Source organism: Ectobacillus polymachus, assembly GCF_048159605.1.
In the GTDB taxonomy this organism is placed as follows: Bacteria; Bacillota; Bacilli; order Bacillales; family Bacillaceae_G; genus Ectobacillus; species Ectobacillus polymachus.
Map to the genome: position 1 here is coordinate 17,857 of NZ_JBLREB010000009.1, position 26,460 is coordinate 44,316.

Annotated in this window: 23 protein-coding genes and 2 tRNA genes; all 25 read left to right on the forward strand. The window is 38.6% G+C overall.

Translation table 11 applies throughout. The features are described from left to right. Nucleotides 1-83 precede the first annotated feature (83 nt). The 25 genes from ACM5BR_RS18145 (at nucleotide 84) to ACM5BR_RS18265 (ending at nucleotide 26,451) form a co-directional block, all read left to right on the forward strand. Nucleotides 84-464 carry a RidA family protein gene (locus tag ACM5BR_RS18145; protein WP_416829561.1) on the forward strand — a complete coding sequence of 127 codons (381 nt, stop codon included), beginning with the start codon at nucleotides 84-86 and terminating at the stop codon, nucleotides 462-464. A 122-nt stretch (nucleotides 465-586) separates the two neighbouring features. Next, nucleotides 587-877 carry a septation regulator SpoVG gene (gene spoVG, locus ACM5BR_RS18150; RefSeq protein WP_416829563.1) on the forward strand — a complete coding sequence of 97 codons (291 nt, stop codon included), beginning with the start codon at nucleotides 587-589 and terminating at the stop codon, nucleotides 875-877. 343 nt (nucleotides 878-1,220) lie between these two features. After that, a complete protein-coding gene (gene glmU / locus ACM5BR_RS18155) occupies nucleotides 1,221-2,600 on the forward strand; it encodes a bifunctional UDP-N-acetylglucosamine diphosphorylase/glucosamine-1-phosphate N-acetyltransferase GlmU (RefSeq protein WP_416829564.1) in 1,380 nt (459 codons plus the stop codon). A gap of 32 nt (nucleotides 2,601-2,632) precedes the next feature. Beyond that, the gene (locus ACM5BR_RS18160) at nucleotides 2,633-3,586 is read left to right on the forward strand and encodes a ribose-phosphate diphosphokinase (protein WP_416829566.1); all 954 of its coding nucleotides are present in this window, start codon (nucleotides 2,633-2,635) and stop codon (nucleotides 3,584-3,586) included. A gap of 181 nt (nucleotides 3,587-3,767) precedes the next feature. After that, a complete protein-coding gene (gene pth / locus ACM5BR_RS18165) occupies nucleotides 3,768-4,328 on the forward strand; it encodes an aminoacyl-tRNA hydrolase (RefSeq protein ID WP_416829568.1) in 561 nt (186 codons plus the stop codon). Between the two features lie 139 nt (nucleotides 4,329-4,467). Then, a complete protein-coding gene (locus ACM5BR_RS18170; RefSeq protein ID WP_416829570.1) occupies nucleotides 4,468-4,692 on the forward strand; it encodes an anti-sigma-F factor Fin in 225 nt (74 codons plus the stop codon). 188 nt (nucleotides 4,693-4,880) lie between these two features. Next, nucleotides 4,881-8,411 carry a transcription-repair coupling factor gene (mfd, locus tag ACM5BR_RS18175; protein ID WP_416829571.1) on the forward strand — a complete coding sequence of 1,177 codons (3,531 nt, stop codon included), beginning with the start codon at nucleotides 4,881-4,883 and terminating at the stop codon, nucleotides 8,409-8,411. 144 nt (nucleotides 8,412-8,555) lie between these two features. Beyond that, nucleotides 8,556-9,092, forward strand: a complete 537-nt coding sequence (spoVT, locus tag ACM5BR_RS18180) for a stage V sporulation protein T (protein ID WP_416829573.1) — start codon at nucleotides 8,556-8,558, stop codon at nucleotides 9,090-9,092. A gap of 193 nt (nucleotides 9,093-9,285) precedes the next feature. Continuing rightward, entirely contained in the window at nucleotides 9,286-10,872 is a 1,587-nt protein-coding gene (locus ACM5BR_RS18185; protein WP_416829575.1) for a putative polysaccharide biosynthesis protein, read from the forward strand. Between the two features lie 15 nt (nucleotides 10,873-10,887). Then, nucleotides 10,888-12,357 carry a bifunctional methyltransferase/pyrophosphohydrolase YabN gene (gene yabN, locus ACM5BR_RS18190; RefSeq protein WP_416829577.1) on the forward strand — a complete coding sequence of 490 codons (1,470 nt, stop codon included), beginning with the start codon at nucleotides 10,888-10,890 and terminating at the stop codon, nucleotides 12,355-12,357. Nucleotides 12,358-12,370: 13 nt separating this feature from the next. Continuing rightward, nucleotides 12,371-12,643: an RNA-binding S4 domain-containing protein gene (locus tag ACM5BR_RS18195; protein ID WP_416829579.1), complete on the forward strand. Its 273-nt coding sequence runs from the start codon at nucleotides 12,371-12,373 to the stop codon at nucleotides 12,641-12,643. A 53-nt stretch (nucleotides 12,644-12,696) separates the two neighbouring features. Next, nucleotides 12,697-12,996: a sporulation protein YabP gene (gene yabP / locus ACM5BR_RS18200; protein ID WP_416829580.1), complete on the forward strand. Its 300-nt coding sequence runs from the start codon at nucleotides 12,697-12,699 to the stop codon at nucleotides 12,994-12,996. Further along, a complete protein-coding gene (gene yabQ / locus ACM5BR_RS18205) occupies nucleotides 12,993-13,646 on the forward strand; it encodes a spore cortex biosynthesis protein YabQ (RefSeq protein ID WP_416829582.1) in 654 nt (217 codons plus the stop codon). The genes yabP and yabQ overlap by 4 nt, the downstream gene beginning before the upstream one ends. Then, nucleotides 13,643-14,002: an FtsB family cell division protein gene (locus ACM5BR_RS18210; protein ID WP_416829584.1), complete on the forward strand. Its 360-nt coding sequence runs from the start codon at nucleotides 13,643-13,645 to the stop codon at nucleotides 14,000-14,002. The genes yabQ and ACM5BR_RS18210 overlap by 4 nt, the downstream gene beginning before the upstream one ends. 87 nt (nucleotides 14,003-14,089) lie before the next feature. Beyond that, nucleotides 14,090-14,563 (forward strand): S1 domain-containing RNA-binding protein, encoded by a 474-nt coding sequence (locus ACM5BR_RS18215; RefSeq protein ID WP_416829586.1) that lies wholly within the window; start codon nucleotides 14,090-14,092, stop codon nucleotides 14,561-14,563. Nucleotides 14,564-14,731: 168 nt separating this feature from the next. Further along, nucleotides 14,732-14,805: transfer RNA gene (locus ACM5BR_RS18220), tRNA-Met, on the forward strand. A 9-nt stretch (nucleotides 14,806-14,814) separates the two neighbouring features. After that, nucleotides 14,815-14,886 (forward strand) — tRNA-Glu (locus ACM5BR_RS18225). 351 nt (nucleotides 14,887-15,237) lie between these two features. Beyond that, nucleotides 15,238-17,709, forward strand: coding sequence for a stage II sporulation protein E (spoIIE, locus tag ACM5BR_RS18230; protein ID WP_416829588.1), 2,472 nt, complete (start codon nucleotides 15,238-15,240; stop codon nucleotides 17,707-17,709). Between the two features lie 195 nt (nucleotides 17,710-17,904). Then, nucleotides 17,905-19,335: a tRNA lysidine(34) synthetase TilS gene (gene tilS, locus ACM5BR_RS18235; protein ID WP_416829590.1), complete on the forward strand. Its 1,431-nt coding sequence runs from the start codon at nucleotides 17,905-17,907 to the stop codon at nucleotides 19,333-19,335. Then, on the forward strand, nucleotides 19,332-19,874 hold the full coding sequence (gene hpt / locus ACM5BR_RS18240) for a hypoxanthine phosphoribosyltransferase (RefSeq protein WP_416829592.1): 543 nt from the start codon (nucleotides 19,332-19,334) through the stop codon (nucleotides 19,872-19,874). The genes tilS and hpt overlap by 4 nt, the downstream gene beginning before the upstream one ends. A gap of 83 nt (nucleotides 19,875-19,957) precedes the next feature. Then, a complete protein-coding gene (gene ftsH / locus ACM5BR_RS18245; protein WP_416829594.1) occupies nucleotides 19,958-21,910 on the forward strand; it encodes an ATP-dependent zinc metalloprotease FtsH in 1,953 nt (650 codons plus the stop codon). A 180-nt stretch (nucleotides 21,911-22,090) separates the two neighbouring features. Beyond that, the gene (locus tag ACM5BR_RS18250) at nucleotides 22,091-22,882 is read left to right on the forward strand and encodes a type III pantothenate kinase (RefSeq protein WP_416829596.1); all 792 of its coding nucleotides are present in this window, start codon (nucleotides 22,091-22,093) and stop codon (nucleotides 22,880-22,882) included. Continuing rightward, a complete protein-coding gene (hslO, locus tag ACM5BR_RS18255; protein WP_416829598.1) occupies nucleotides 22,879-23,757 on the forward strand; it encodes an Hsp33 family molecular chaperone HslO in 879 nt (292 codons plus the stop codon). Before ACM5BR_RS18250 ends, hslO begins: the two co-directional genes overlap by 4 nt. 142 nt (nucleotides 23,758-23,899) lie before the next feature. After that, complete coding sequence (cysK, locus tag ACM5BR_RS18260; protein WP_416829600.1) at nucleotides 23,900-24,820, forward strand: cysteine synthase A; 921 nt, start codon at nucleotides 23,900-23,902, stop codon at nucleotides 24,818-24,820. 245 nt (nucleotides 24,821-25,065) lie between these two features. Beyond that, nucleotides 25,066-26,451 carry an anthranilate synthase component I family protein gene (locus ACM5BR_RS18265; RefSeq protein WP_416829602.1) on the forward strand — a complete coding sequence of 462 codons (1,386 nt, stop codon included), beginning with the start codon at nucleotides 25,066-25,068 and terminating at the stop codon, nucleotides 26,449-26,451. Nucleotides 26,452-26,460 lie beyond the last annotated feature (9 nt).

Consider the following 26,460-nt stretch of genomic DNA (forward strand, 5'->3'; position numbering starts at 1 on the left):
AGATAAGCTCATTCTCTTGTTTTGGGAAGAATAAGAAAATGAGCTTATCTTTTCATTTAAAATATCTGAAAGGTGTGAAGATTATGAAAATCGTACACAGTAATGCTGCACCACAAGCTATTGGGCCTTATTCCCAAGGGATTATTGTAAATAATATGTTTTATAGTTCAGGGCAAATCCCGCTCCGTCCAGATGGTACGCTTGCCAAAGGGGAAATTGGTGAACAAACTCATCAAGTATTTCATAACTTACAGGCTGTTTTAGAAGAAGCAGGCTGCTCCTTTGATAGTGTAGTGAAGACCATGGTGTTTTTAAAGGATATGAATGATTTTAATGCAGTTAATGAAATATACGGAAGTTATTTTGGCAATCATAAACCAGCCAGATCTTGTGTTCAGGTTGCAAAGCTACCGAAAGATGTAGGATTAGAAATTGAAGTAATCGCTCTCGTTACCGAAAACTAACGTACAAACTGTGCATAAATTATTTATTTTGAAAAAATTTTTAAAAATAGAAGGAAATTAGAAGAACTTGTGGAATTATTAGACATATATCGCTGATTTAGAAAAAGGGTGGTGAACATAAGATGGAAGTGACTGACGTAAGATTACGCCGCGTAAATACGGAAGGCCGAATGAGAGCGATTGCATCAATTACGTTAGACCACGAATTCGTAGTTCATGATATTCGTGTAATTGATGGCAATAACGGTTTATTTGTAGCGATGCCTAGTAAGCGCACTCCGGACGGAGAGTTTCGCGATATCGCACATCCAATCAATTCTAGCACTCGTGGTAAAATTCAAGATGCTGTTCTTACAGAATATCATCGCCTTGGAGAGTTAGAAGAGGTTCAGCTTGAAGAAGCGGGCGCTTAATCACATATAATTGAAATGAGTTCGCACACGGATGACAAACTTCTGTTTAGGATAACAGAAGTTTGTTTTATTTTTGTCGAAAGTATGTTTATCTTGAATCGTGAGCAGCTATAAATCTACATCGAATATCTTCTGCTATGCAAGGGTAGTAATCCCCCCACTTTTTTGGAAGTTTCACTTTATCTATTTTTCTCTCGATTTTTTCTCCTACACTTCTCTTTCTTATCAAAAAATTCGCAAGAATTGTGGTAAAATTTAATAGTTATCTGCTGTTTCTTGAAATGTCAAAGATTTTAATATAATATTCTTAATGGATAAATAGGTTGCGATGGAGGGGTAGGTAATGTCAAATCGATTTGCGGTAATATTGGCCGCCGGTAAAGGTACTCGTATGAAGTCTAAATTGTACAAGGTACTTCATCCCGTTTGCGGTAAGCCTATGGTGCAGCATGTTGTGGATACAGTTTCGAAATTAGGTCTTCAACGTGTCGTTACAATTGTCGGTCATGGGGCAGAACAAGTGAAGGAACAACTAGGAGAGCAAAGTGTATTTGCGCTTCAAGAGGAGCAACTTGGAACTGCTCATGCTGTAATGCAGGCAAGCGATTTGTTAGCTCATTATGAAGGTACTACACTCGTTATTTGTGGTGATACCCCATTAATTACGTTTGATACAATGGAAGCGTTATTAAAGCAGCATGAACAAACAAATGCGAAAGCAACTGTACTTACTGCACATGTAGAACAACCGCTCGGTTACGGTCGAATTGTTCGCAATAGCGAAGGCAACGTGGAAAAAATTGTAGAACAAAAAGATGCTAATTCGGAGGAACTGCAAATTCAAGAAATTAATACGGGAACGTATTGCTTTGATAATACATTTCTCTTTGATGCATTAAAAAAGGTTAAAAACGAAAATGCACAAGGCGAATATTATCTTCCGGATGTTATAGAAATCTTAAAAAGAGACGGGCATGTAGTATCAGCCTATCAAACAAGCAATTTTGAAGAAACGTTAGGTGTAAATGATCGTGTTGCGTTGTCACAAGCAGAAAAGTTAATGCAAAAGCGTATTAATCGTAAGCATATGATGAATGGGGTTACGATTATAGATCCTGAAAATACGTATATTTCTGCAGATGCTGTAATTGGCAGTGATACAACATTGTATCCAGGAACTATGATTGAAGGAAAGACTGTAATCGGTTCAGATTGTAATATTGGACCACAAACATCACTCAAGGACAGTGAAGTAGGAGATCGTACTCTTATAAGACAATCAACTGTACATGATAGTAAAATTGGAAATGATGTTACAGTTGGTCCGTTCGCTCACATTCGTCCAGCTTCAGTAATTGGTGATGAAGTTCGTGTCGGAAACTTTGTGGAAATCAAAAAATCTGTATTTGGTACAGGAAGTAAAGCTTCTCATTTAAGTTATATCGGAGATGCAGAAGTGGGATCAAGAGTTAATCTAGGTTGTGGTATCATCACAGTAAATTATGATGGACAGCATAAGTATAAAACAGTGATCGAAGATGGTGCGTTTATCGGTTGTAATTCAAACTTAGTCGCTCCGGTTACCGTTGGAGAAAAGGCTTATGTTGCTGCTGGATCGACAATTACTGAAGATGTCCCTGCTAGCGCATTATCTATCGCAAGAGCACGTCAAACGAATAAAGAAAAATATGTAGAAAAATTAATCAATAAACATAATTCTTAATAAGAAAAATTCCTAATGCGGAGGGTTATCTAGTGGCAAACCAATATTTAGATTCCAACTTAAAAGTGTTCTCTTTAAACTCTAATAAAGCAGTTGCAGAAGAAATTGCTAAACATATCGGAGTAGGGTTAGGAAAATGTTCTGTAACTAGTTTTAGTGATGGTGAAATCCAAATTAATATTGAGGAAAGCATCCGGGGATGTGACGTATTCGTTATTCAATCTACGAGCTATCCAGTAAACGAACATATTATGGAACTTCTAATTATGATTGATGCATTAAAGCGTGCATCTGCTAAAACAATAAATATCGTAATGCCGTACTACGGCTATGCTCGTCAAGACCGTAAATCGCGTTCACGGGAACCAATTACGTCAAAACTTGTAGCGAATTTGTTACAAACAGCAGGGGCATCCCGTGTGATAACACTAGATTTACATGCTCCACAAATTCAAGGATTTTTCGATATTCCAATTGACCATTTAATGGCTGTGAAAATCCTTTCTGATTATTTTGCAGAGAAACATCTAGATGATATTGTAGTTGTATCACCAGACCACGGTGGTGTAACTCGTGCTAGAAAGATGGCGGACCGTTTGAAAGCTCCGATTGCTATTATTGATAAACGCCGTCCTAGACCAAATGTGTCAGAAGTCATGAATATCATTGGGAATATTGAAGGAAAAACTTGTATTTTAATTGATGATATTATTGATACAGCAGGAACAATTACATTAGCAGCGAATGCACTAGTAGAAAACGGCGCAAAGGAAGTATACGCATGCTGTACACATCCGGTATTATCTGGTCCTGCGATCGATCGTATTAATAATTCAAAAATAAAAGAACTTGTAATTACGAATTCTATTGCACTTCCAGAAGAGAAGAAAACAGCGAAGATTAAAGAATTGTCTGTTGCAACTCTTATTGGAGAAGCAATCATCCGTATTTATGAAGATAAATCTGTAAGTACGTTATTTGATTAATTTGGTGAGGATAGGGATATCTCAACACTAAAATAAGTGGGATATGCGAAATAGGCTGTCTCAGAAATTACTGATTTTGCTGGTTTCAACTTGACAGTCTATTTCGCGAGCTGACTCAAAAGGGAATGGTTATCTCCCTTTTGAGTCAGCTCCTTTTCCTATCATGATGAGGAGAGTAAGAATGAAACTAATTGTAGGGCTTGGAAACCCAGGCAAAGAGTATGAACGTACAAGACATAACGTTGGATTTATGGTAATCGATGAATTATCAAAACGCTGGAGTATTTCGTTGGATCAGTTGAAATTCAAAGGCTTGTATGGTGCGGGAATAGTAAATGGGGAGAAGGTTATCTTGTTAAAGCCTCTTACCTATATGAATTTGTCTGGTGAAAGCATTCGTCCTCTTATGGATTATTATAAAATTGATATAGAGGATTTTCTTATCCTATACGATGATTTGGATCTTCCAGTTGGAAAGCTGCGTCTTCGAATGAAAGGAAGCGCCGGCGGACATAATGGTGTAAAATCAACCATTAGCCATGTAGGAACACAAGAATTTAACCGCATTCGAATTGGTATCGATCGTCCAAAAAATGGAATGAAAGTTCCTGATTACGTATTAGGGCGGTTTATAAATGAAGAATTACCTCAATTAGAAAAGACGATTCAGAAAAGTGCTGATTCGTGTGAACAATGGCTTCATATGCCATTTTTACAGGTTATGAATACATTTAACGTGTAGATATTGTATAATTAAGTGAAACTTCCATTAGTGAGGTGCTTCGTGCAATAAGAAGTGGCATAACAGAAGGTCAAAAACGTATAATGTACGTATATTTAGCCATACTACTAGTACTGAAACAAATGGTATGGAGGAACTTATGACTACATTTTATTACTGTCGCCACTGTGGACGGAGAATTGGTTCTATTATGAATGAAGTAGCTCATAATGTAGTGGTAGGGCAACTGACTGAGGAAGAAAAGAAAGAAATGCTACAATTTGATAAGTATGGTAATGTGTATGTAAAAACAATTTGTGAGGATTGTCAGGAAACTTTAGAGAGCAATCCACATTACCATGAATATGATACATTTATTCAGTAAGCTTTGGTAGGTCCAAAGCATTTTTCTGTTTTTTACATTCTAATGATTGAGTTTAACCCCCACTTTTTGTAAGTGGGGGTTAAACCAGCAGAAGATACTAGGTGGCATTCGATTACGCAGAAGTTCCATTTTCTGTATAATTACATAAAAATATACTAACTTACTCTTTACTGAGAGGAGTTCCAAAAATGATAGCATTACTAGAACAATTTAATGATAATAAAGAATTGATCTCCATAGCAAATGGTATAGAGGATGGGTTAAAGGAGCAGCTGGTGTATGGAATGACAGCTTCTTCTCGTACGCCTTTTCTAGCTGCACTCTATGAAAAATCAAAACGGACACAGCTTATTATTACCCATAATTTATTGCAAGCACAAAAGGTATATGATGATCTTGTTTCACTTATTGGGGAAAAGAAGGTTCTTCTATATCCCGTTAATGAGCTCATTGCCTCTGAAGTTGGCATTGCTAGTCCAGAGCTTTTAGCACAGCGGATTGATGTATTAAACCGTCTTGTACACAATGATGCAGCTATCATAGTGGCACCGATCGCTGGGATGCGACGCTTCCTTCCTGCGAAGGAGCACTGGGCAAGTAGACAAATATCGCTAAGAGTAGGAGACGATCTAGATTTAGGATCATTTACTCGTACGCTTTCTGATATCGGCTATACGCGAAAATCAATGGTTGAAGCTCCTGGTGAATATAGTATTCGCGGAGGAATTTTAGATATTTATCCGTTAACAGAGGATTTACCAGTTCGAATTGAATTGTTTGATACAGAAATAGATTCGATTCGAACCTTTCAAGTTGATGACCAACGTTCATTAGGTCCCATTCCGTCCATATCATTCGGACCTGCAGCAGAGTTTATTTTTAGCTCTAATGAAATGAAGCAAGGTATCCAGAAGCTAGAAGCAGGCTTAACTGCTACAGTAAAAAAAGTGAGCAGTACAAATTTAAAAGAACAGTTACTGGAAACAGTTGGATATGAGCTGGAACAGTTGAAAAGTGGAAATAGTACGCCAAATATGTTCAAATATCTGTCTTTATACTATGAAACCCCTTCTAGTCTAGTAGACTATTTACCTGAAAACGGGATAGTAGTGTTAGATGAGGTGTCGCGCATACAAGAAACGGCTGAGCATCTGGAACAAGAAGAGGCAGAATGGTATACATCCCTACTTAGTGATGGGGCAATTATTCAGGATCTTACGTTCTCTCATGATTATTTGCAATTGCTTCAACAGAAGAAACGAAGCATGGTATTTATGACATTGTTTTTGCGGCATATTTCTCATACACATCCGCAAAATATTGTGAATGTAACGAGTCGTACGATGCAAGATTTCCATGGGCAAATGCATCTTCTTAAAAGCGAAAGTGAACGTTGGGTAAAAGGAAACTATACGGTCGTGGTACTAGGCTCCAATGAAGAACGTGTGAAAAAGCTAGAAGGTATACTCCATGATTATGATATACAAGCAGATATTGTTCTAAAACAGAGTGTTTTGGTACCTGGGCGGATTCATATTATAGTAGGTGAATTACAGGCTGGATTTGAAGTGCCGATGCTGCGTCTAGCTGTTATTACAGAAAAGGAATTATTCCATAAAACGGTAAAGAAACAACAACGTAGACAAAAGCTATCGAATGCCGAGCGTATTAAGAGTTATTCCGAGCTCAAGGTGGGAGATTATGTCGTTCATGTCAATCATGGTATTGGTAAATTCCTTGGCATTGAAACACTTGAAATAAATGGTGTCCATAAAGATTATTTGCATATTAAATATCAGGGCAATGATAAATTATATGTACCTGTTGAACAAATTGATCAAGTACAAAAGTATATCGGTTCAGAAGGAAAGGAACCGAAAATTTATAAGCTTGGCGGTACGGATTGGAAACGAGTAAAAAGTAAAGTAGAGAAATCCGTGCAAAATATCGCGGATGATTTAATTAAGCTATACGCTGAGCGAGAAGCTTCGAAAGGATTTAGCTATTCACCAGATACGACAGAGCAAGGGGAATTTGAAGGACTCTTCCCTTATCAAGAGACCGAGGATCAGATCCGGTCTATTATAGAAATTAAAAAAGACATGGAACGGGAACGTCCGATGGATCGCTTACTTTGCGGCGATGTTGGCTATGGAAAAACAGAAGTAGCCATTCGCGCTGCCTTTAAAGCAATTATGGATCAAAAACAAGTGGCTATCTTAGTACCTACAACCATCCTGGCGCAGCAACATTATGAAACAATAAAAGAGCGCTTCCAAGATTATCCTATTTCTATTGGGCTGCTAAGTCGTTTTCGCACACGCAAGCAGCAAAATGAAGTATTAAAAGGGCTTAAGGATGGAGTGGTTGATCTTGTAATTGGAACCCATCGTGTGTTATCGAAGGATATTGTATTTAAAGATTTAGGTTTGTTAATCATTGATGAAGAGCAACGATTTGGCGTTACACATAAAGAAAAAATTAAACAAATGAAAGCGAATATTGATGTATTAACCTTAACTGCTACGCCAATCCCGCGTACCCTTCATATGTCGATGCTTGGGGTTCGAGACCTATCTGTCATCGAAACACCGCCGGAAAATCGTTTTCCTGTTCAAACGTATGTCGTTGAATACAATGGTTCATTAATTCGCGAAGCGATTGAAAGGGAGCTTGCGAGGGAAGGGCAAGTATATTTCTTGCATAATCGTGTAGAAGACATTGAGCGAAAAGTCGAAGAAATTTCAATGCTCGTACCAGACGCTCGTGTTACATATGCACATGGAAAAATGAATGAAAGCGAACTTGAAGCAGTCATGCTGGCATTTTTAGATGGGCAGTACGATGTTCTCGTTAGTACAACCATCATTGAAACGGGAGTAGATATTCCAAATGTAAATACACTTATCGTAAGCGATGCTGATCGTATGGGGCTGTCGCAATTGTATCAGCTTCGCGGACGGGTAGGACGTTCAAATCGGGTTGCCTATGCATACTTTACGTACAAAAAAGATAAGGTGCTATCAGAGGTTGCCGAAAAGAGATTGCAAGCAATAAAAGAATTCACAGAATTGGGTTCTGGTTTTAAGATTGCAATGCGAGATTTATCGATCCGAGGAGCTGGAAATCTGCTTGGTGCAGAGCAGCATGGTTTTATAGACTCTGTAGGTTTTGATTTATATTCACAAATGCTCAAGGAAGCGATTGAGCAAAGAAAAGGTGTTACTGGTGAAGAAGCTCACTTCGAAGTAGAAATGGACGTAGATGTTGATGCATATTTGCCAGATGAGTATATTTCCGATAGTAAGCAAAAAATAATGATGTATAAGCAATATAGAGGTGTGTCGTCAGCGCAAGATATAGAAGAACTACAGGAAGAAATAACAGATCGATTTGGAGATTATCCACAAGAGGTAGGTTATTTATTTCAAATTACTAGCTTAAAGGTGCTTGCAGCTAAAGAGAAAATCGAATCGATTAAGCAATCTAAGTACGATGTGACTTTCCTATTTTCTGAAAAAGCTACTCAAAACATTGATGGCGGAAAGTTATTCATGCTAGCTAACAGTTTAGGACGTAATTTACGTCTCGGTATGGAAGGATCCAAGCTGAAAGTTGTCATGAATACGAAAGGGATGGAAGCTTCGAAATGGTTAACAATAGGTGAGAATTTACTAATCGGATTGAAAAATGTAAAAAAAGAAGTGGTTAACGCGTAATACAAGAAGAAAAAATAGATTTGGCGTGCATAGAACATCTAATGTGAACAATACTATGCTTAATAGTGGATAGCTTTTACATGAAGAGAAGAAGATGTGAAAGTTCACCGCTTTTACCATCTTTAGAAAGCGAGGCAGCATTAGATGAAAGCAACCGGAATCGTACGTCGAATTGATGATTTAGGCAGAGTCGTTATTCCAAAAGAAATTCGCAGAACACTTCGTATTCGTGAAGGAGATCCTTTAGAAATTTTCGTTGACCGAGATGGAGAAGTTATTTTAAAGAAATACTCGCCCATTAGTGAATTGGGTGACTTTGCAAAAGAATATGCTGAAGCACTTTTTGATAGCTTAGGACATAATATACTTATTTGCGATCGCGATGCCATTATCGCTGTAGCAGGTGTATCTAAAAAAGATTACTTAAATAAAAGCATTGGTGATTTAATTGAAAAAGCAATGGAAGACCGAAGCTCTGTTATCATGATGGATGAAAGCGAAATGGCTCTTATTGAAGGGATGATCGAAAAAATCAGTTCCTATACAATCGGACCTATTATCGCAAACGGCGACCCAATTGGCGCTGTTATCATCTTCTCAAAAGAAAAAGTAATTAGTGACATAGAAAAGAAAGCGGTAGAAACAGCTGCAGCATTCTTAGGGAAACAAATGGAACAATAGGAAGGCTTTCTTTCTGGGGAGCTAGCCTAAAAAGCAATAAGAGTTCCTCCAACAAATAGGTCATCTTTCAGAATCCTGTATTTTAGGTTCGTTCTGTGATGGCCTGTTTTTATGTTCATAGTTACAAAACGTCAGGGTCATGTATTATGGTATAATACGCGTGGTGTGAACATAGGAGGAAAGGAACTTCTGTATGGAGATGAAGAAGCAAGGGGCTTTTTGGAAAGGTGCCATTATTTTAACAATATCTGGTCTTATCATGAAAATATTAAGCGCTTTTTACCGGATTCCGTATCAAAATATTGCAGGGGATCTCGGTTTTTATATTTATCAACAAGTATATCCGCTGTATGGGCTTTCTATAATATTGGCAACGTATGGTTTTCCTGTAGTTATATCGAAGTTAATTTCAGCAAGATTAGAGGACAAAGATAATCAAGGTGCAAAAGAAATTGTATTTGTTTCCTTTTGGTTTCTAATGGGTATTGGACTTCTCTTTTTTGTGATTCTTTTCTTTGGATCACATGCAATTGCCCATGCTATGGGAGATGAAAGGCTGTCTAAGCTGCTTAGTGTGGTAGCATTTTCATTTCTGCTTATGCCTTTTCTATCTGTAGCAAGAGGATATTTCCAAGGCTTTGCAAATATGACGCCAACAGCTGTCTCGCAGGTAGCAGAGCAAACGGTCCGCGTTTCGATTATTGTGTTATTGTCGTTACTTCTAGTGGGAATAGGTGCTGATAGTTATACGGTAGGGGCGGGTGCTATGCTTGGTTCTGTTATAGGCAGCATTGTAGCAATTGTTATCTTACTGTATTTTCTCCGAAACGACATAAAAAGTGTGTTTATGCAAAAGTGGATGGATATACCTGGGAAACGTTCTATAATTAAAATTGTAATTTGGCAAGGTATGACTATATGCGTTAGTAATCTTGTTCTCATATTCATCCAATTCGTTGATTCTATGTCATTATACAACTTGTTAGTAGGAACGGGATTTGAGGAGAATACCGCTAAGCTCATAAAGGGTGTATACGACCGCGGCATTCCGTTTATTCAGCTCGGTACAGTAGTCGCTACCTCTTTTTCACTAACGCTTATCCCTATTATTACAGGTGCTCGAATGCGTGGGGATCATAGGTTTATCGAAGAAAAGATACAGCTTGCTATGAAATTAACGCTAACCATTGGCCTTGCTGCAACTGCAGGACTTGTATGTATCATTCGGCCTGCTAATATTATGCTGTTCCAAAATGGGGATGGTTCTGATTTTCTTGCCATCTTATCCCTTTCTATTCTATTTAGTGCACTTTCCATTACGTCTGCCTCTGTTTTACAGGGGCTTGGCATAACCGTTATGCCTGCTTTATTTGCGATTATTGGTGCGGGGATTAAATACAGTGCGAATCTATGGTTAATTCCGCGGTTTGGTGTAAAAGGAGCCGCAATTGCTACCGTGTTCGCTTTGTTCTGTATTTCGGCATGTAATATTTTCGTGTTAGTACGAAAAATACCGAGCGCGTTACCTGGATTCCGCAGTATACGAAGTGTTGGGATAGCTGGCCTAGGAATGGTGCTTGTTATTATGCTTTATATGAATATGTTCCAGCATTTTATAAATACGGAGCATCGTCTTGTTGCTACCTTTGAAGCGTTAAGCTCGGTTGGATTAGGGGGAATCATCTACCTAATTCTGATATTTAAAATGAATGTATTTACCGATGAGGAAATCGGTGCTGTTTGGAAGGGCGGGAAAATTCCCCTTATTTTCAAAAAGTAAAAGGAGTGGTTGGTGTTGACTCAGACTCATATAATTACGATTATTGGATTAGGTGCGGGTGATTTTGATCAACTAAGCATAGGTGTATATCGAAAGCTAAAGCAAACAAAGTATATGTACGTTCGGACGAAGGAGCATCCTGTATTGCAGGAGCTTAAGGAAGAAGGGCTTTCCTTTACTTCTTTTGATGATGTGTATGAATCCTTTGACCAATTTGAACAGGTGTATGAAACAATTGCTTCCATGTTAATAGAAAAGGCAAAGGAAGAAGATGTAGTATACGCGGTTCCAGGGCATCCTCTTGTTGCAGAACGAACGGTACAGCTACTGCTGCAAAGAGGAGAAAATGAGGGAATTACTGTGAAAATAGAAGGTGGACAAAGCTTTCTTGACCCGCTATTTTCAAGTCTTCAAATTGATCCGATTGAAGGATTTCAGCTAGTAGATGCTACTTTCTTTAAACGAAGCGAGTTGCAGCTAGGCCACCATCTTATTTTTTGTCAGGTATATGATTCCTTTATTGCATCGAATGTGAAGTTAACATTGATGGAAAGCTTGCGGGATGACTATGAAGTATTTATTGTTACAGGGGCGGGCACTTCGTTTGAGAGCGTAAGGGCAGTGCCGCTCTATATGCTAGATCATGAGACAGAATTAAACAATCTAACGAGTGTATATGTTCCTCCAGTTCGTGATAAGAGTCTTTTGTATCAGGAATTTGCAGAATTAAGACAAATTATTGCGACGCTTCGCGGACCAAACGGCTGTCCTTGGGATAAGGAGCAAACACATGAATCGTTAAAACGTTATTTAATTGAAGAAACATATGAGTTGCTCGAGGCAATTGATGAGAAGGATGACGAGCATATTATTGAAGAGCTAGGTGACGTGCTGCTGCAAGTCATGCTGCATGCACAAATTGGGGAAGATGAAGGATGGTATTCCATTGATGATGTGATCAGAGGGATATCAGAAAAAATGATACGGCGTCATCCGCACGTATTTGGGGATGTGACGGTTGCAAATTCTGATGAGGTACTGGTAAATTGGAATGATATTAAGAAGACAGAAAAAGGAAAAGAACGTGAATCCATTTTGTCAGGTATTCCGAAATCCTTGCCGCAGCTATTGCAAGCCTATGAGCTACAAAAAAAGGCAGCGAAGGTTGGATTTGATTGGAAAGATGTAGAACCAATGCTTGAGAAAATGACAGAGGAATGGAACGAGTTTCGAGCAGAGGTAAAGGCAATGGATTCGGAAAAAATGCTGAAGGAATTTGGCGATATTCTATTCGTAATCGTAAATATTGCTAGATACTATAAAATTAATCCAGAAGAAGCGCTACATACGACAAATATAAAGTTTATCAATCGTTTTACTTATATGGAGGAACGTGTAAACAGGGTAAATAAGAAAATGGAAGAGCTATCTCTTGAAGAGCTTGACGCTCTGTGGGAAGAAGCGAAGAAAAAAGGATATGAATAGGAGTGTGGATACAATGAGATTAGATAAGTTTTTGAAGGTTTCTCGTTTAATTAAAAGAAGAACACTTGCAAAGGAGGTTGCAGATCAAGGGCGTATTTCCATTAATGGTCTGCCTGCTAAAGCAAGTACGGTTGTAAAAGTAAACGACATTTTGACGGTGCGCTTTGGACAGAAACTTGTTACTGTAAAAATTAATGAACTAAAGGAAACGACGAAAAAAGAAGATGCCGCAAACATGTATACCATTGTGGGAGAGGAAAAGGTGGGAGAGCCAGGTTTGTTCTAAATCCTATGCGCCCTGCATACAGTAGTAGCAGTACTAGCTATGGGGGGATAGAGATGAACGGAACATCTTCTACAAATAAACCTACTGCAGCAGCTGAGCATGATGTGATCATGCGTGGAAGACGTTTGCTGGATATTACAGGAGTAAAGCAAGTAGAGAGCTTTGATAATGAGGAATTTTTATTAGAGACTGTAATGGGCTTTCTTACGATTCGCGGTCAAAACCTACAAATGAAAAATTTGGATGTAGATAAAGGAGTCGTATCGATTAAGGGGAAGGTGTATGAGCTAGCGTATATAGATGAACATCACTCGGAGAAAGCTAAAGGAATCTTTAGCAAGCTTTTTAAATGAGCTTATCCGTTCAACTTTATACGATGCTTTCCATGATTGGTATGGGGGCACTGACAGGGGCAGCACTTGATACGTATCATCGTTTTTTGAAGCGATCCACACGAAAACGAATACTCGTCTTCATTTACGATTTGCTGTTCTGGTTCGTCCAAGCTCTTCTTATTTTTTATGTGTTGTTTATCGTTAACGAAGCAACGATACGAATCTATGTATTTGTCGCGTTGCTTTGTGGATTTGCAGCCTACCAAGGCATGCTAAAGCGCGTGTACACGGCTGTTTTGGAAAGAAGCATTCAAATTATAATTCGAGTGTACCAAATTGCTGTATCGATAGGGAAGCTTCTCGTTGTGAGCCCTATTTTATTTCTCGTTCACTGCATCATTTTGATTCTAGTTTTCTCATTTCGGATGATTCGATCATTACTACGAATAATTTTCACTCTTCTTACTCGAATTATAATGGTCCTAATGAAAATCTTTTTTATGCCATTACGATTAATTGGCATGCTTGTATGGAAAGTTCTCCCTAACCGTGTTAAAATTTTTTTGAGGAGTTTTGCAGGACTTTTAATAAAATTCGAGAAGTTGAAAGTAATAATCACGAAATGGTGGACGTCTATTAAAAAAAGGTTGGGGGGACCTCGTGAATGAGGGAACTAAGAGACTCGTTTGCAAGAGAGAACACAATTGCTAGGGAGCAGCATACACTACCAATAGAGAATGTAAGCAAGAAGCGTCTGGTTCGTCGCCTTACTTTGTTTTTTGCCCTTGCCCTTACCGTTATTACTAGTTTAAGTATTACGTTTTATCAACAAAATATGGCCATCAATAAACAGGTTGCAGAAACTGCGACGTTACAAAATGAAATGAATTCATTAAAGGATGAAGAGAGCAAGCTTCAGGAAAAAATTCGCCAGCTTAACAATGACGATTATATAGCGAAAATCGCACGGAGCGAGTATTTCTTTTCAAAAGATGGGGAGATTAATTTTCCAGTTTCTAAGTGATGTTTGTTTCATTGACACTCTATTTTGTGATTATATATAATGAAGTATAAATTTGACTTTTTAAATTTAAGGAGGAACATTTTTTTTATGTCAATCGAAGTAGGCAGCAAGTTACAGGGAAAAGTAACAGGGATCACTAATTTTGGGGCTTTTGTAGAGCTGCCAGATGGAGTAACGGGTCTTGTTCATATCAGTGAAGTAGCTGATAACTATGTGAAAGACATTAATGATCATCTTAAAGTTGGCGATCAAGTTGAAGTTAAGGTCATTAATGTAGAGAAAGACGGAAAAATTGGGCTTTCCATTAAGAAAGCGAAAGAACGTGAAGGTACGGCCAATGAGCAGCATCAAAATCGTCCTGCGCGAGGTAATCGACCTTACAATCGTGATCGTGAACGTGGTGGTCGTGAACGTGGTGGTCGTGAACGTGAAGATCGTAATACGAAAGAGACATTTGAACAAAAAATGGTTCGCTTCTTAAAGGATAGTGAAGATCGTTTAACTTCTTTAAAACGTAATACAGAGTCAAAACGTGGAGGTCGCGGCGCTAGACGCGGATAATAACTCTTTTAAAATAGGGGCATTCGGAAAGCCGAATGCCCTTTTGTATTAACTATTATATGTATTTATCAATTGTTAGGAAAGATACTCGATATTCTAATAAAAGTTATTGACACATTATCACTTTATAGATATTATAGTAATTGTCCGTTAGAATGTTAAGGACATGGCGGTGTAGCTCAGCTGGCTAGAGCGTACGGTTCATACCCGTGAGGTCGGGGGTTCGATCCCCTTCGCCGCTATTATAAAAAGGCCCGTTGGTCAAGCGGTTAAGACACCGCCCTTTCACGGCGGTAACACGGGTTCGATTCCCGTACGGGTCATCTTTTAAAAAACCAAAGTCTACCTAGTAGACTTTGGTTTTTTTGTTTTTCAATTTCTACAAAAAGCTTGTTTATTTTCCTGGAAATATACCATTCATTTATAGCATTTTACCTAATTCTGTATGTATGTAGCATAGCTTTACACATATCGTCGAACGATTTTGTATGGTGCATTCTGCTTTATGACAAAAAATACCTCTTTTGTTTTGTATACTGGAACCACTAGTAGAGAAGCTTCAATTGGGAACGGAGTCTGTCGCCGAATTGATAGTGGATCCAATGAGATCTATAGGTGAACGGAATCAATTCGCCAGGTAGATCGGGATAAAATATTCGGGTGGTGTGAGCTGTATGTCAATAATAGAAAGAGGTACGACTCATTCAAAAACTAGTATTTTGTCAAGTAACCGTGGAGCTTTGTTTCGTTTCTCTAGTAAAATAAGAAAAATTTTTGAACAAGTATTCTTTCGGTGGGGATTTGTAGTTGCTGTTGTCGGATTTTTATTAGGACGAGCCTATATACTCACAAATATTTTGCCATTTGCTTTGCCGTTTTTTGCAGCAGTGTATGTAATGAAAAGGGATAAAATGGCATTGGCCTTTCTAGCCCTAATGGGTGGAGCCTTTACGATTTCCATTGATAATGCGATATTTACATTTACTTCGATTTTTATATTCTTTGTTTATCATATATTTTTTGTGAGATTTACGAAAAAGACAGTAGGTCTCGTTCCCTTTCAAGTTTTTCTATCGGTTGTAACTTCACATTTAGTACTTGCATATTTAGGGCAAAAATCCATCATTATGTATGATGTGTTTATGAGCACAATTGAAGCTGGATTAAGCTTTGTGCTGACAATGATTTTCTTACAAAGTGTTCCTCTCCTAACGGAACGAAAAAGCAAACAGCAATCTCTCGAAACCGAAGAAATTGTTTGCTTAATTATCCTGTTAGCATCGGTGCTAACAGGAACAACAGATTGGTTTGTCTACCATTTATCTATACAGCATATATTTACGAGATATTTAGTGCTCCTATTTGCTTATGTATCAGGAGCAGCAATCGGTTCAACGGTCGGAGTAGTAACTGGGCTTATATTGAGTTTAGCCAATGTGGCTAGTTTATATCAGCTTAGCTTGCTTGCCTTTTCGGGCTTGCTTGGCGGCCTTCTAAAGGAAGGAAAACGTCTTGGAGTTGGCTTAGGACTTCTGATCGGAACAAGTCTGATAGCATTATATGTAGATAAGCAAGGAGATATTACAAAAACATTATTTGAATCCGTAGTCGCTATTTCTATTTTTCTTGTAACACCGAAATTTTTACTAGAACGATTAGCGAAGTTCGTTCCAGGAACGGTAGAGAATGCTAATGATCAGCATCAATATTTACGTCGTATTCGCGATGTGACGTCCGGGAAAATAGCGCAATTTGCTAATGTGTTTGAAGCACTGTCTAATAGTTTTTCTGTCTATGGCTATGTGGAGAATGAGGATCAGGAAACAGAAGCTGACATGTTTTTAAGTGGTATTACCGAAAAGACGTGCAAAACCTGCTTTAAGAAAGAGCAGTGTTGGGTTACGAATCCTGAACGAACCTATGATTATATGAGGCAAGTTCTGAAAGAAACAGAAGAAGATACATTACAGCGTAATTCAAGGTTTTTAAAGGATTGGGGCAAGTATTGTGTTCGAAGTGCAAAAGTCAATGAGCTGATGCAGCAAGAGCTTTCTCATTTTTACGCAAAACAAAAAATAAAAAAGCAAATGAAAGAGAATCGAAGGCTTGTGGCAGAGCAGCTTCTTGGCGTTTCTAAGGTTATGGAGGATTTTGCGAAGGAAATTCAGCGTGAAAAGGAAAATCATCAAGCGCAGGAAGATCAAATTTTAGATGCGTTTACGAAATTCGGAATTGAAATTGGGCAGGTTGATATCTATTGTCTGGATCATGGCAATGTTGATATAGAGATGGTAATTCCAAATGTTAGTAATCAACGGGGAGAATGCGAAAAACTCATTGCCCCTATGCTTTCGGATGTTCTTGGCGAGACTATACTTGTAAAGCATGAAGATAAATCCCTATATCCACATGGCAATACGACTGTAAGCTTTGGATCTGCTAAGACGTTTGCGGTAGAAACAGGTATTGCAACGGCTGCTTTAGGTGGTGGACTCGTTTCAGGAGATTCCTATTCTACGATGGAGCTTAGCGTTGGGAAATATGCACTTGCAATAAGCGATGGAATGGGTAATGGCGAGAGAGCAAATATGGAGAGCAGGGAAACACTTAAGCTCCTGCAAAAAATATTGCAATCTGGTATTCACGAAAAAATTGCAATTAAAGCTATCAACTCTATTCTATCATTACGAACGACAGACGAGATATTTACGACTTTAGATTTAGCAATGATTGACTTGCGAGATGCAAAAGCGAAATTTTTAAAGGTAGGTTCTACTCCTAGCTTTGTAAAGCGCGGTGATCGTGTTATAAAAGTAGAAGCAAGCAATTTGCCGATGGGAATCATTGAAGATGTAGATGTAGATGTAGTGAGTGAACAATTGAAAAGCGGAGATATTCTCATCATGATGAGTGATGGAATTTTTGAAGGGCCAAAGCATGTAGAGAACCATGAAGCCTGGATGAAACGAAAAATAAAAGAGCTGCAAACGAATGATCCCCAAGAAATTGCTGACATTCTCATTGAAGAAGTGATTCGCTCGCGTGATGGATTTATTGAAGATGATATGACGGTGATTGTTGCGAAAATAGAAAAGAGCATGCCAAAATGGGCAACCATTCCAATTATGAGTAAACAGGCTCAATAAATGATTGCGTGATGGCCTTAGAGGGGATGCTAGGGCCATCCTTTTTTACGTAAATAGATGAATCAAAGAAAGTAGAAGAAATAACGATATCTAAGCTTGTAATACGGAAGCTATTTTTTTTGCAGGTAAAGGATAAAAAGTGGTACGATTATTGCAAGGCCGTTTGTGGAACAATCATGAAAGGTGATAAAAATATTGAAAGAGAATTTTACTTCGAAAATAGATACCTTTGTAATGAAGTATGAGCTGCTTCGTCCGAATTCAACCGTTATTGTGGGAGTCTCCGGAGGAGCTGATTCCCTGGCGTTACTTGACTATTTGATGAAACGGAAAGAGAAGGATCAACTACACATAGTGGTAGCACATGTAGACCATATGTTTAGAGGAGAAGAATCAAAGCAGGATTTACAATATGTTGTGAATCACTGCAAACAGCTTGGTATACCGTGTGAGGCAACGCAAATTGATGTTACACGCTATCAAAAAGAGCATAAACTTGGAACAGAATTGGCTGCAAGAGAATGTCGTTATGCCTTTTTTGAACAGATTATGGGGAAGCATAAGGGTGATTACTTAGCACTTGGACATCACGGCGATGATCAGGTAGAGACCATTTTAATGCGTCTCGTACGTGGAAGCACCATGCAAGGATATGCAGGTATTCATGCCAAGCGTAAGTTTGCGGGCGGAATGATCATTCGTCCGTTATTAGTCGTTACGAAAGAGGAAATCAATCAGTATTGTCAGGAGCAATCCATTACTGTGTGTATTGATTCGAGTAACAGCGAAGAAGCCTATACGAGAAATCGATTTCGTAAGAACATACTCCCTCTTTTAAAAAAAGAAAATCCAAATGTGCATGAGCGTTTTCAATCATTTAGCACGTATATCCAGGAAGATGAAAAATATTTACAGGAATTAGCTTTTGAAAATATGAATAAAGTATTAAAATATAAGGAAAAAAATACGGTTGTACTGTCAATTCCTTCATTTGAATCTTTACCAATGCCTTTACAAAGAAGAGGGATTCAACTAATATTAAACTATCTTTATAATTACCAACTACCGGTATCCCTTTCTTCTATACATATTGAGCAAGCGCTGCACTTAATAAAGCGTCCTCATCCATCTGGTTCGCTTGATTTTCCAGCAGGTCTCAAGGTAATCCGATCGTATGAAGAATGCAGCTTTGGCTTTCAAGAGGATCAAGCTCTTCCGTATTCTTATTCTTTGCCTATTCCAGGAACGGTTACTTTGCCAAATGGAGATGAATTTATAGCAGAAATTAGCAACTCTTTTCCTGCTTCTCTTCACTCAAATTTGTTTGTGGGTACTAGCAAAGACATTGCCGGGCCATTAACGGTTCGATCTCGCACCGAGGGAGACAGAATGACGGTAAGAGGTATGAATGGTACGAAAAAGATAAAAACTATCTTTATCGAAGGGAAAATCCCAAAGTCAAACCGAGTAGAATGGCCGATTGTTTGTGATACAGCAGATAACATCCTCTGGGTTCCACAATTAAAGTACTCAGACAAGGCTATATCGGAGACGGTGCCAAATGAAGATAGGTACATACTTATTCATTACAAAAGCAAGGAGTCTTCTAGGAGGATAAACAAATGATGAATCAGGATATTGAAACAGTACTCGTATCAGAAGAGGAAATTCAAAAAAAGGTGAAAGAATTAGGTGCTATCATTGCAGAGGAATACAAGAATACAATTCCTTTAGCAATTGGTGTACTAAAAGGAGCAATGCCTTTTATGGCGGATCTTCTGAAACGAATGGATGTATATCTTGAAATGGATTTTATGGCAGTTTCTAGTTATGGTAGCTCAACTGTTTCTTCAGGAGAAGTTAAAATACTCAAGGATTTAGATACTTCTGTAGAAGGGCGAGACATATTAATTGTAGAGGATATTATTGATAGTGGTCTCACATTAAGCTATTTAGTTGATTTGTTTAAATACCGTAAAGCAAAATCAGTAAAAATTGTCACATTATTAGACAAGCCAGCTGGTAGAAAGGCTAAAATTAAAGCTGACTATGTAGGATTTGACGTACCAAACGAATTTGTTGTAGGGTATGGTTTAGACTATAAGGAACGTTATCGTAATCTTCCTTATATCGGGGTATTAAAACCAAGCGTTTATTCAAACTAACATTACATAGGTTTAACTATTGGATAGCAAAGTTTTTCTATGTTACTATTTACTATATTGTATGCTGTGAGAGGAGGTTAGGGATGAATCGCATCTTCCGTAATACCATCTTTTATTTACTAATATTTTTAGTTGTAATTGGGGTTGTTAGCTATTTTAACGGTTCAACTCAGCAAACAAAACCGATTAGCTACGATAAATTCCTCGCTAAGCTAGATAATGGGGAAGTACGCTCCGTTAGTTTGCAGCCTAAAAATGGTGTATTTGAGGTAAAGGGGCAATTTACAGATTCTCCTCAGGATGAATACTATGTAACATACGCACCTAATACTGAAGAATTACAGAAAAAGGTGAATGATAAGGCAAAAAATACGAAGGTAGATTATAAACCAGCCGAGGAAACGAGTGCTTGGGTTACATTCTTTACTTCCATTATCCCATTTGTCATTATATTCATTCTCTTCTTCTTCCTTATGAACCAGGCTCAAGGCGGCGGTAGCCGTGTGATGAATTTTGGGAAAAGTAAGGCGAAGCTCTACAATGATGATAAGAAGAAGGTTCGCTTCCGAGATGTTGCAGGTGCTGATGAAGAAAAACAAGAATTAGTTGAGGTTGTAGAATTCTTGAAGGATCCTCGTAAGTTTTCTGAACTTGGCGCACGCATTCCGAAAGGGGTTTTACTCGTAGGTCCTCCAGGAACAGGTAAAACATTACTTGCAAGGGCTGTTGCAGGTGAAGCGGGAGTACCGTTCTTCTCTATCAGTGGATCTGACTTTGTAGAGATGTTTGTCGGTGTTGGTGCTTCTCGTGTTCGTGATTTATTCGAAAATGCGAAGAAGAACGCTCCATGTATTATCTTTATCGATGAAATCGATGCAGTTGGACGTCAACGTGGTGCAGGACTTGGCGGCGGCCATGATGAACGGGAACAAACACTAAACCAATTGCTTGTTGAAATGGATGGTTTCGGTGCAAATGAAGGTATTATTATTATCGCTGCAACAAACCGACCTGATATTTTAGACCCTGCTTTATTACGTCCAGGTCGTTTTGACCGTCAAATTACTGTAGATCGTCCTGATGTTAACGGACGTGAAGCTGTACTAAAGGTGCATGCACGTAATAAGCCGCTTGATGAAACGGTGAATTTACGTACCATTGCTATGCGCACACCTGGATTCTCTGGTGCAGACTTAGAAAATCTGTTAAATGAAGCTGCTCTTGTAGCTGCCAGATCTAACAAGAAGCAAATTGATATGACTGATATTGACGAAGCAACTGACCGTGTTATTGCAGGTCCTGCAAAGAAAAGTCGTGTCATTTCTGAAAAAGAACGTAATATCGTAGCCTTCCATGAAGCTGGTCATACTGTAATTGGTATGGTTCTTGATGAAGCAGATATGGTTCACAAAGTAACGATCGTCCCTCGTGGTCAAGCTGGTGGCTATGCAGTTATGCTTCCTAGAGAAGATCGTTTCCTTATGACGAAACCAGAATTACTTGATAAGATTACAGGTCTACTTGGTGGACGCGTAGCAGAAGAGGTTGTTTTTGGCGAAGTAAGTACAGGTGCTAGTAATGACTTCCAACGTGCAACTGGTATTGCCAGAAGTATGGTAACAGAATATGGTATGAGCGATAAGCTTGGACCGTTACAATTTGGCGGTTCCCACGGTGGTCAAGTATTCCTAGGAAGAGATTTCCATAACGAACAAAATTATAGCGATTCCATTGCTCATGATATTGATGCAGAAATGCAAGAAATTATTAAGTATTGCTATTCTCGTGCTAAGGAAATCCTTACTGAAAAACGCGAACAGCTTGATATCATTGCTAAAACATTGCTTAAAGTAGAAACATTAGATGCTGAACAAATTCGAGGTCTTTACGAAAATGGCATATTGCCTGAACGTAAGAAAAAAACATTCGGTTCTGACGAAGTGAAGGTAAACATCTCCACGAAGGAAGAAGTACAACCGAAGGAAGAAGTACAACCGAAGGAAGAAGAAAAAACGGATGAACAGCCGAAGGAGTGACAATTCGTCACTCCTTTTTCTTCCTATACGGATAGACTTCCGAAATCGTCTAACATGAAGTATATAGAATTCATTCAACTAGCCTCAAAGGAGTATTTTTTCTCCATTGAGGCTAGTTGAACTTTATAAAGATGTCGCAATCAACTATGATGGAAGTATTGAATAGTGAGGAGTGAGACTATGATTTTCGTAATGGATGTTGGAAATACGAATGCTGTATTAGGGGTATTTGAAAAGGAACAGCTTCGTCATCACTGGAGAATTGAAACGAACCGAAACAAAACAGAAGACGAATACGGAATGCTTATTAAAGATCTTCTTGCCCATGTAAATCTTACGTTTCGTGATATATCAGGAATTATCATTTCTTCTGTAGTTCCGCCGATTATGTTTGCACTCGAAAGAATGTGCGCGAAATACTTTCATGTTAAGCCGCTTATTGTAGGACCTGGAATTAAAACGGGATTAAATATTAAATATGAGAATCCTCGAGAAATCGGTGCTGACCGCGTTGTGAATGCAGTAGCGGCCATTCAAGAGTATGGCAGCCCGTTGATTATTGTGGATTTTGGAACTGCTACTACATACTGTTATGTAAACGAAGACAAGAATTATATGGGCGGTGCGATTACACCGGGTATTATGATTTCCGCCGAAGCACTCTATAGCCGTGCTGCAAAATTGCCAAGAATTGAAATTACACGTCCGCATGATATTGTAGGTAAAAATACAGTAAGTGCTATGCAAGCAGGCATTTTATATGGTTATGTAGGTCAAGTAGAGGGAATTGTAAAACGTATGAAGGCACAAGCGAAGAAGGAGCCAACTGTTATTGCGACAGGGGGACTAGCAAGCCTTATTGCTGAGGAATCAGATGTAATTGATATTGTAGATCCTTTTTTAACTTTGAAAGGGTTATGCATCATTTATCAACGTAATACACACCAAGAACTGGGGGAATCATCCGAATGAAAGATTATTTAGTAAGATCTCTTGCCTTTGATGGCCAAGTGCGTGCATATAGCACAATTACAACGCATACAGTTAGTGAGGCACAACGCCGACATGATACATGGAGAACAGCTTCTGCTGCGTTAGGCCGCTCGTTAACAGCTGGTGTGATGATGGGCGCTATGTTAAAGGAAGATCAAAAACTTACCATAAAGGTAGAAGGTAATGGTCCCATTGGACATATATTGATTGACGCGAATGCCAAGGGAGAAGTACGTGGATATGTCGCTCATCCGCATATTGACTTCGAAGCGAATGAGCAAGGTAAGCTGCGTGTATATGAAGCAGTTGGAACGGATGGCAATATTACCGTTATAAAGGACATTGGCTTACGTGAACCGTTTGTTGGGCAAGTACCAATTGTTTCTGGAGAGTTAGGAGAAGACTTTACCTATTATTTTGCTGTATCTGAGCAAATTCCATCTTCAGTAGGTGTAGGTGTTCTTGTAAATGGAGATGACAGCATTCTAGCAGCTGGTGGATTCATTCTACAAATGATGCCGGGTGCTGAGGAAGAAACGATTTCTTTTATTGAAAAACGCTTAAATGAAATGCCGCCAATAAGCAAGCTTGTTGAAAATGGATTAACACCGGAAGAAATCTTGTATCATATTCTTGGCGAAGAAAATGTAAAGGTGTTAGACACACTTGATGTAGTTTTTCGATGTACATGCTCAAGAGAACGAATTGAAAGAGTACTAACTAGTTTAGGTTTAGAGGAATTGCAGCAAGTGCGGGACGAAGAAGAAGAAACGGAAGTACATTGCCATTTCTGTAATGAAAAATACACGTTTTCTAAGCAAGATATAACGAACCTTATCGATAGTTTGCAGTAAATTGTAAGGGCGTTTTGTCGTGAGTGAAGGTTAAAAATAAATGATTTTTCGAAAAATTATGTGTATGAATTGACAATTGTAATTTGAAGTGCAAAAATGTATATAAATCCAATAAAAATACTAGGTAATAGGGGTGGAGAAAATGACAATTGCACAATCTGTGTCAGAATTAATTGGAAACACGCCAATCGTAAAGTTAAATCGTATCGTTGAAGAAGACAGTGCAGATATTTACTTAAAGTTAGAATTTATGAACCCTGGCAGCAGTGTGAAAGATCGTATTGCCCTCGCTATGATCGAAGATGCAGAGAAGAAAGGAATTATTAAAGAAGGTGACACCATCATTGAACCGACAAGCGGGAATACGGGAATCGGTTTAGCTATGGTTGCAGCTGCAAAAGGATACAAAGCTATTTTAGTTATGCCCGATACGATGAGCGTAGAGCGTCGAAACTTACTTCGTGCTTACGGTGCAGAACTTGTATTAACACCAGGAAAAGAGGGCATGGTTGGAGCCATTCGTAAAGCGGAAGAATTGGCAGCTGAACATGGCTATTTTGTTCCACAACAATTTAAAAACGAAGCAAACCCAGAAATTCATCGTTTAACAACTGGCCCAGAGATCGTAAAGCAAATGGGAGAACAGCTTGATGCATTTATTTCTGGTATTGGAACGGGCGGCACGATTACAGGAACAGGCGAAGTATTGAAGGAAGCTTATCCGAATATTAGAATCGTTGCAGTAGAGCCAGCAGATTCTCCTGTTTTATCAGGTGGAAAACCTGGTCCTCATAAAATCCAAGGAATTGGAGCTGGATTTATTCCGGATACACTAGATCCAGAGGTTTATGATGAAATTATTCAAGTAACTACTGATCAGGCCTTTGAAAATGCAAGAAGAGCTGGTCGTGAAGAAGGAATTCTAGTCGGTATTTCTTCAGGAGCAGCCATCTACGCTGCAAAGAAAGTAGCAAAAGAACTTGGAAAAGGTAAAAAAGTGTTAGCAATTATACCAAGTAATGGTGAACGTTACTTAAGTACGCCACTCTATCACTTTGAATAGATAGTACGTAAGGTGATCTGTAATGGGGAAATTCCCTAAGGCAGATCACTTTTTTTATTTTACATAAAGATTCTATTACATTCGCTTGTTGATTTCCGCTCCAATCAACATCATGGCAAAATAAACAACAAGCTAACATAGCCTACATAAAAAATGGAATACATATCATGTTCTGAACCTGGATTATTTTATACTACAATAAAGTTGGATTTGTTAGAATAGATGAAACGACATGAGGTGAAGCGATGAAGAGGAGAGCAGTAGCAGTATCGACTTTATATGAAAAGGATTTTTTTCATCAATATAAATTTTTATCACAAGATAAGCCATATCACTCTATTCTGGAAAGTGGAAATGGAGGTCGTTACAGTATTGTCGGCTTAGATCCGATTGCTATTTTGCGCGGAAAGCATAATGAACTGCATATTATAGAAGGTGATAAGCAAACGGTCATCAAGGGGAATCCTATAGACGAAATGAAGCGGTATATGAAGCGATATGAGACGATTCAGGGTGATAACTTTCCTCCCTTTCAAGGAGGAGCAATTGGCTATTTTAGCTATGATTGTATTCGTTATATTGAAACAATTCCACAAACCGCAAAGGATGATCTAGATGTTCCAGATATACTCTTTCTTTTATTTGATGATGTTGTTGTATACGATCATTGTGAAAAGGTACTTTGGTGTATTACGCATTTCACCACAGATGAAAAAGGAGCAGAACTACATGTCAGGGAGATGATGCAAATATGGATGGCTGACTATCCGGCTATTCACATTTCAGCTGCCAAGTCTTTAGCAGAAGCAACGGTATCTCTTACAGAAGAAGGTTTTTGTAATGCTGTTGCAGCTATCAAAGAGTATATTGCTGCAGGCGACGTGTTCCAAGTGAATTTGTCTGTTCGTCAGTCTCAGCCACTTTGCTCTCATCCATTAGAAATCTATACAAAGCTTCGGGAAATTAATCCCTCTCCTTATATGGGATATATAGAACTGTCTGATTTTCAAGTGGTCTGTGGTTCTCCAGAATTACTTATTAGAAAAAGGGGATTGGAAGTAAGTACACGTCCTATTGCAGGAACACGTTCGCGAGGTAAAGATGATAGAGAAGATCAGGCTTTGGAAAAAGAATTAATCGAAAATGAAAAAGAACGTGCAGAGCACGTTATGCTTGTAGATTTAGAGCGAAATGATTTGGGACGCGTTTGTAAGTACGGAACGGTTCGTGTAGATGAATTCATGACCATTGAAAGATACTCACACGTTATGCATATTGTATCGAATGTATGTGGTGAGCTAGAAGAAGAGAAAGACGCCTTTGATGTCATGAAAGCGGTATTCCCGGGCGGGACGATTACTGGTGCCCCTAAAATACGAACGATGGAAATTATAGAAGAACTGGAACCTGTTCGAAGAAGTCTATATACCGGCTCGATTGGATGGATTGATTTCTCAGGAGATATGGAACTAAACATTGTCATACGTACGCTATTAGCAAAGGATGGACAAGCGTATGTACAAGCGGGAGCTGGTATTGTTATTGACTCGAATCCGAAGAACGAATACAAGGAATCTCTTAAGAAAGCGACCGCGTTATGGCGTGCCAAGGAAATTAGCGAAGAAAGTTAGGTGAGTGTT

Excerpts from the sequence above, each read along its gene's own strand:
- spoVT (WP_416829573.1), top strand. The coding sequence starts at position 8,556 with ATGAAAGCAACCGGAATCGTACGTCGAATTGATGATTTAGGCAGAGTC.
- pth (WP_416829568.1), top strand. The coding sequence starts at position 3,768 with ATGAAACTAATTGTAGGGCTTGGAAACCCAGGCAAAGAGTATGAACGT.
- ACM5BR_RS18265 (WP_416829602.1), top strand. The coding sequence starts at position 25,066 with ATGAAGAGGAGAGCAGTAGCAGTATCGACTTTATATGAAAAGGATTTT.
- ACM5BR_RS18250 (WP_416829596.1), top strand. The coding sequence starts at position 22,091 with ATGATTTTCGTAATGGATGTTGGAAATACGAATGCTGTATTAGGGGTA.
- glmU (WP_416829564.1), top strand. The coding sequence starts at position 1,221 with ATGTCAAATCGATTTGCGGTAATATTGGCCGCCGGTAAAGGTACTCGT.
- ftsH (WP_416829594.1), top strand. The coding sequence starts at position 19,958 with ATGAATCGCATCTTCCGTAATACCATCTTTTATTTACTAATATTTTTA.
- hpt (WP_416829592.1), top strand. The coding sequence starts at position 19,332 with ATGATGAATCAGGATATTGAAACAGTACTCGTATCAGAAGAGGAAATT.
- ACM5BR_RS18195 (WP_416829579.1), top strand. The coding sequence starts at position 12,371 with ATGAGATTAGATAAGTTTTTGAAGGTTTCTCGTTTAATTAAAAGAAGA.
- spoIIE (WP_416829588.1), top strand. The coding sequence starts at position 15,238 with ATGTCAATAATAGAAAGAGGTACGACTCATTCAAAAACTAGTATTTTG.
- spoVG (WP_416829563.1), top strand. The coding sequence starts at position 587 with ATGGAAGTGACTGACGTAAGATTACGCCGCGTAAATACGGAAGGCCGA.
- ACM5BR_RS18185 (WP_416829575.1), top strand. The coding sequence starts at position 9,286 with ATGGAGATGAAGAAGCAAGGGGCTTTTTGGAAAGGTGCCATTATTTTA.
- ACM5BR_RS18215 (WP_416829586.1), top strand. The coding sequence starts at position 14,090 with ATGTCAATCGAAGTAGGCAGCAAGTTACAGGGAAAAGTAACAGGGATC.
- yabP (WP_416829580.1), top strand. The coding sequence starts at position 12,697 with ATGAACGGAACATCTTCTACAAATAAACCTACTGCAGCAGCTGAGCAT.
- mfd (WP_416829571.1), top strand. The coding sequence starts at position 4,881 with ATGATAGCATTACTAGAACAATTTAATGATAATAAAGAATTGATCTCC.
- ACM5BR_RS18145 (WP_416829561.1), top strand. The coding sequence starts at position 84 with ATGAAAATCGTACACAGTAATGCTGCACCACAAGCTATTGGGCCTTAT.
- yabQ (WP_416829582.1), top strand. The coding sequence starts at position 12,993 with ATGAGCTTATCCGTTCAACTTTATACGATGCTTTCCATGATTGGTATG.
- hslO (WP_416829598.1), top strand. The coding sequence starts at position 22,879 with ATGAAAGATTATTTAGTAAGATCTCTTGCCTTTGATGGCCAAGTGCGT.
- ACM5BR_RS18170 (WP_416829570.1), top strand. The coding sequence starts at position 4,468 with ATGACTACATTTTATTACTGTCGCCACTGTGGACGGAGAATTGGTTCT.
- ACM5BR_RS18210 (WP_416829584.1), top strand. The coding sequence starts at position 13,643 with ATGAGGGAACTAAGAGACTCGTTTGCAAGAGAGAACACAATTGCTAGG.
- cysK (WP_416829600.1), top strand. The coding sequence starts at position 23,900 with ATGACAATTGCACAATCTGTGTCAGAATTAATTGGAAACACGCCAATC.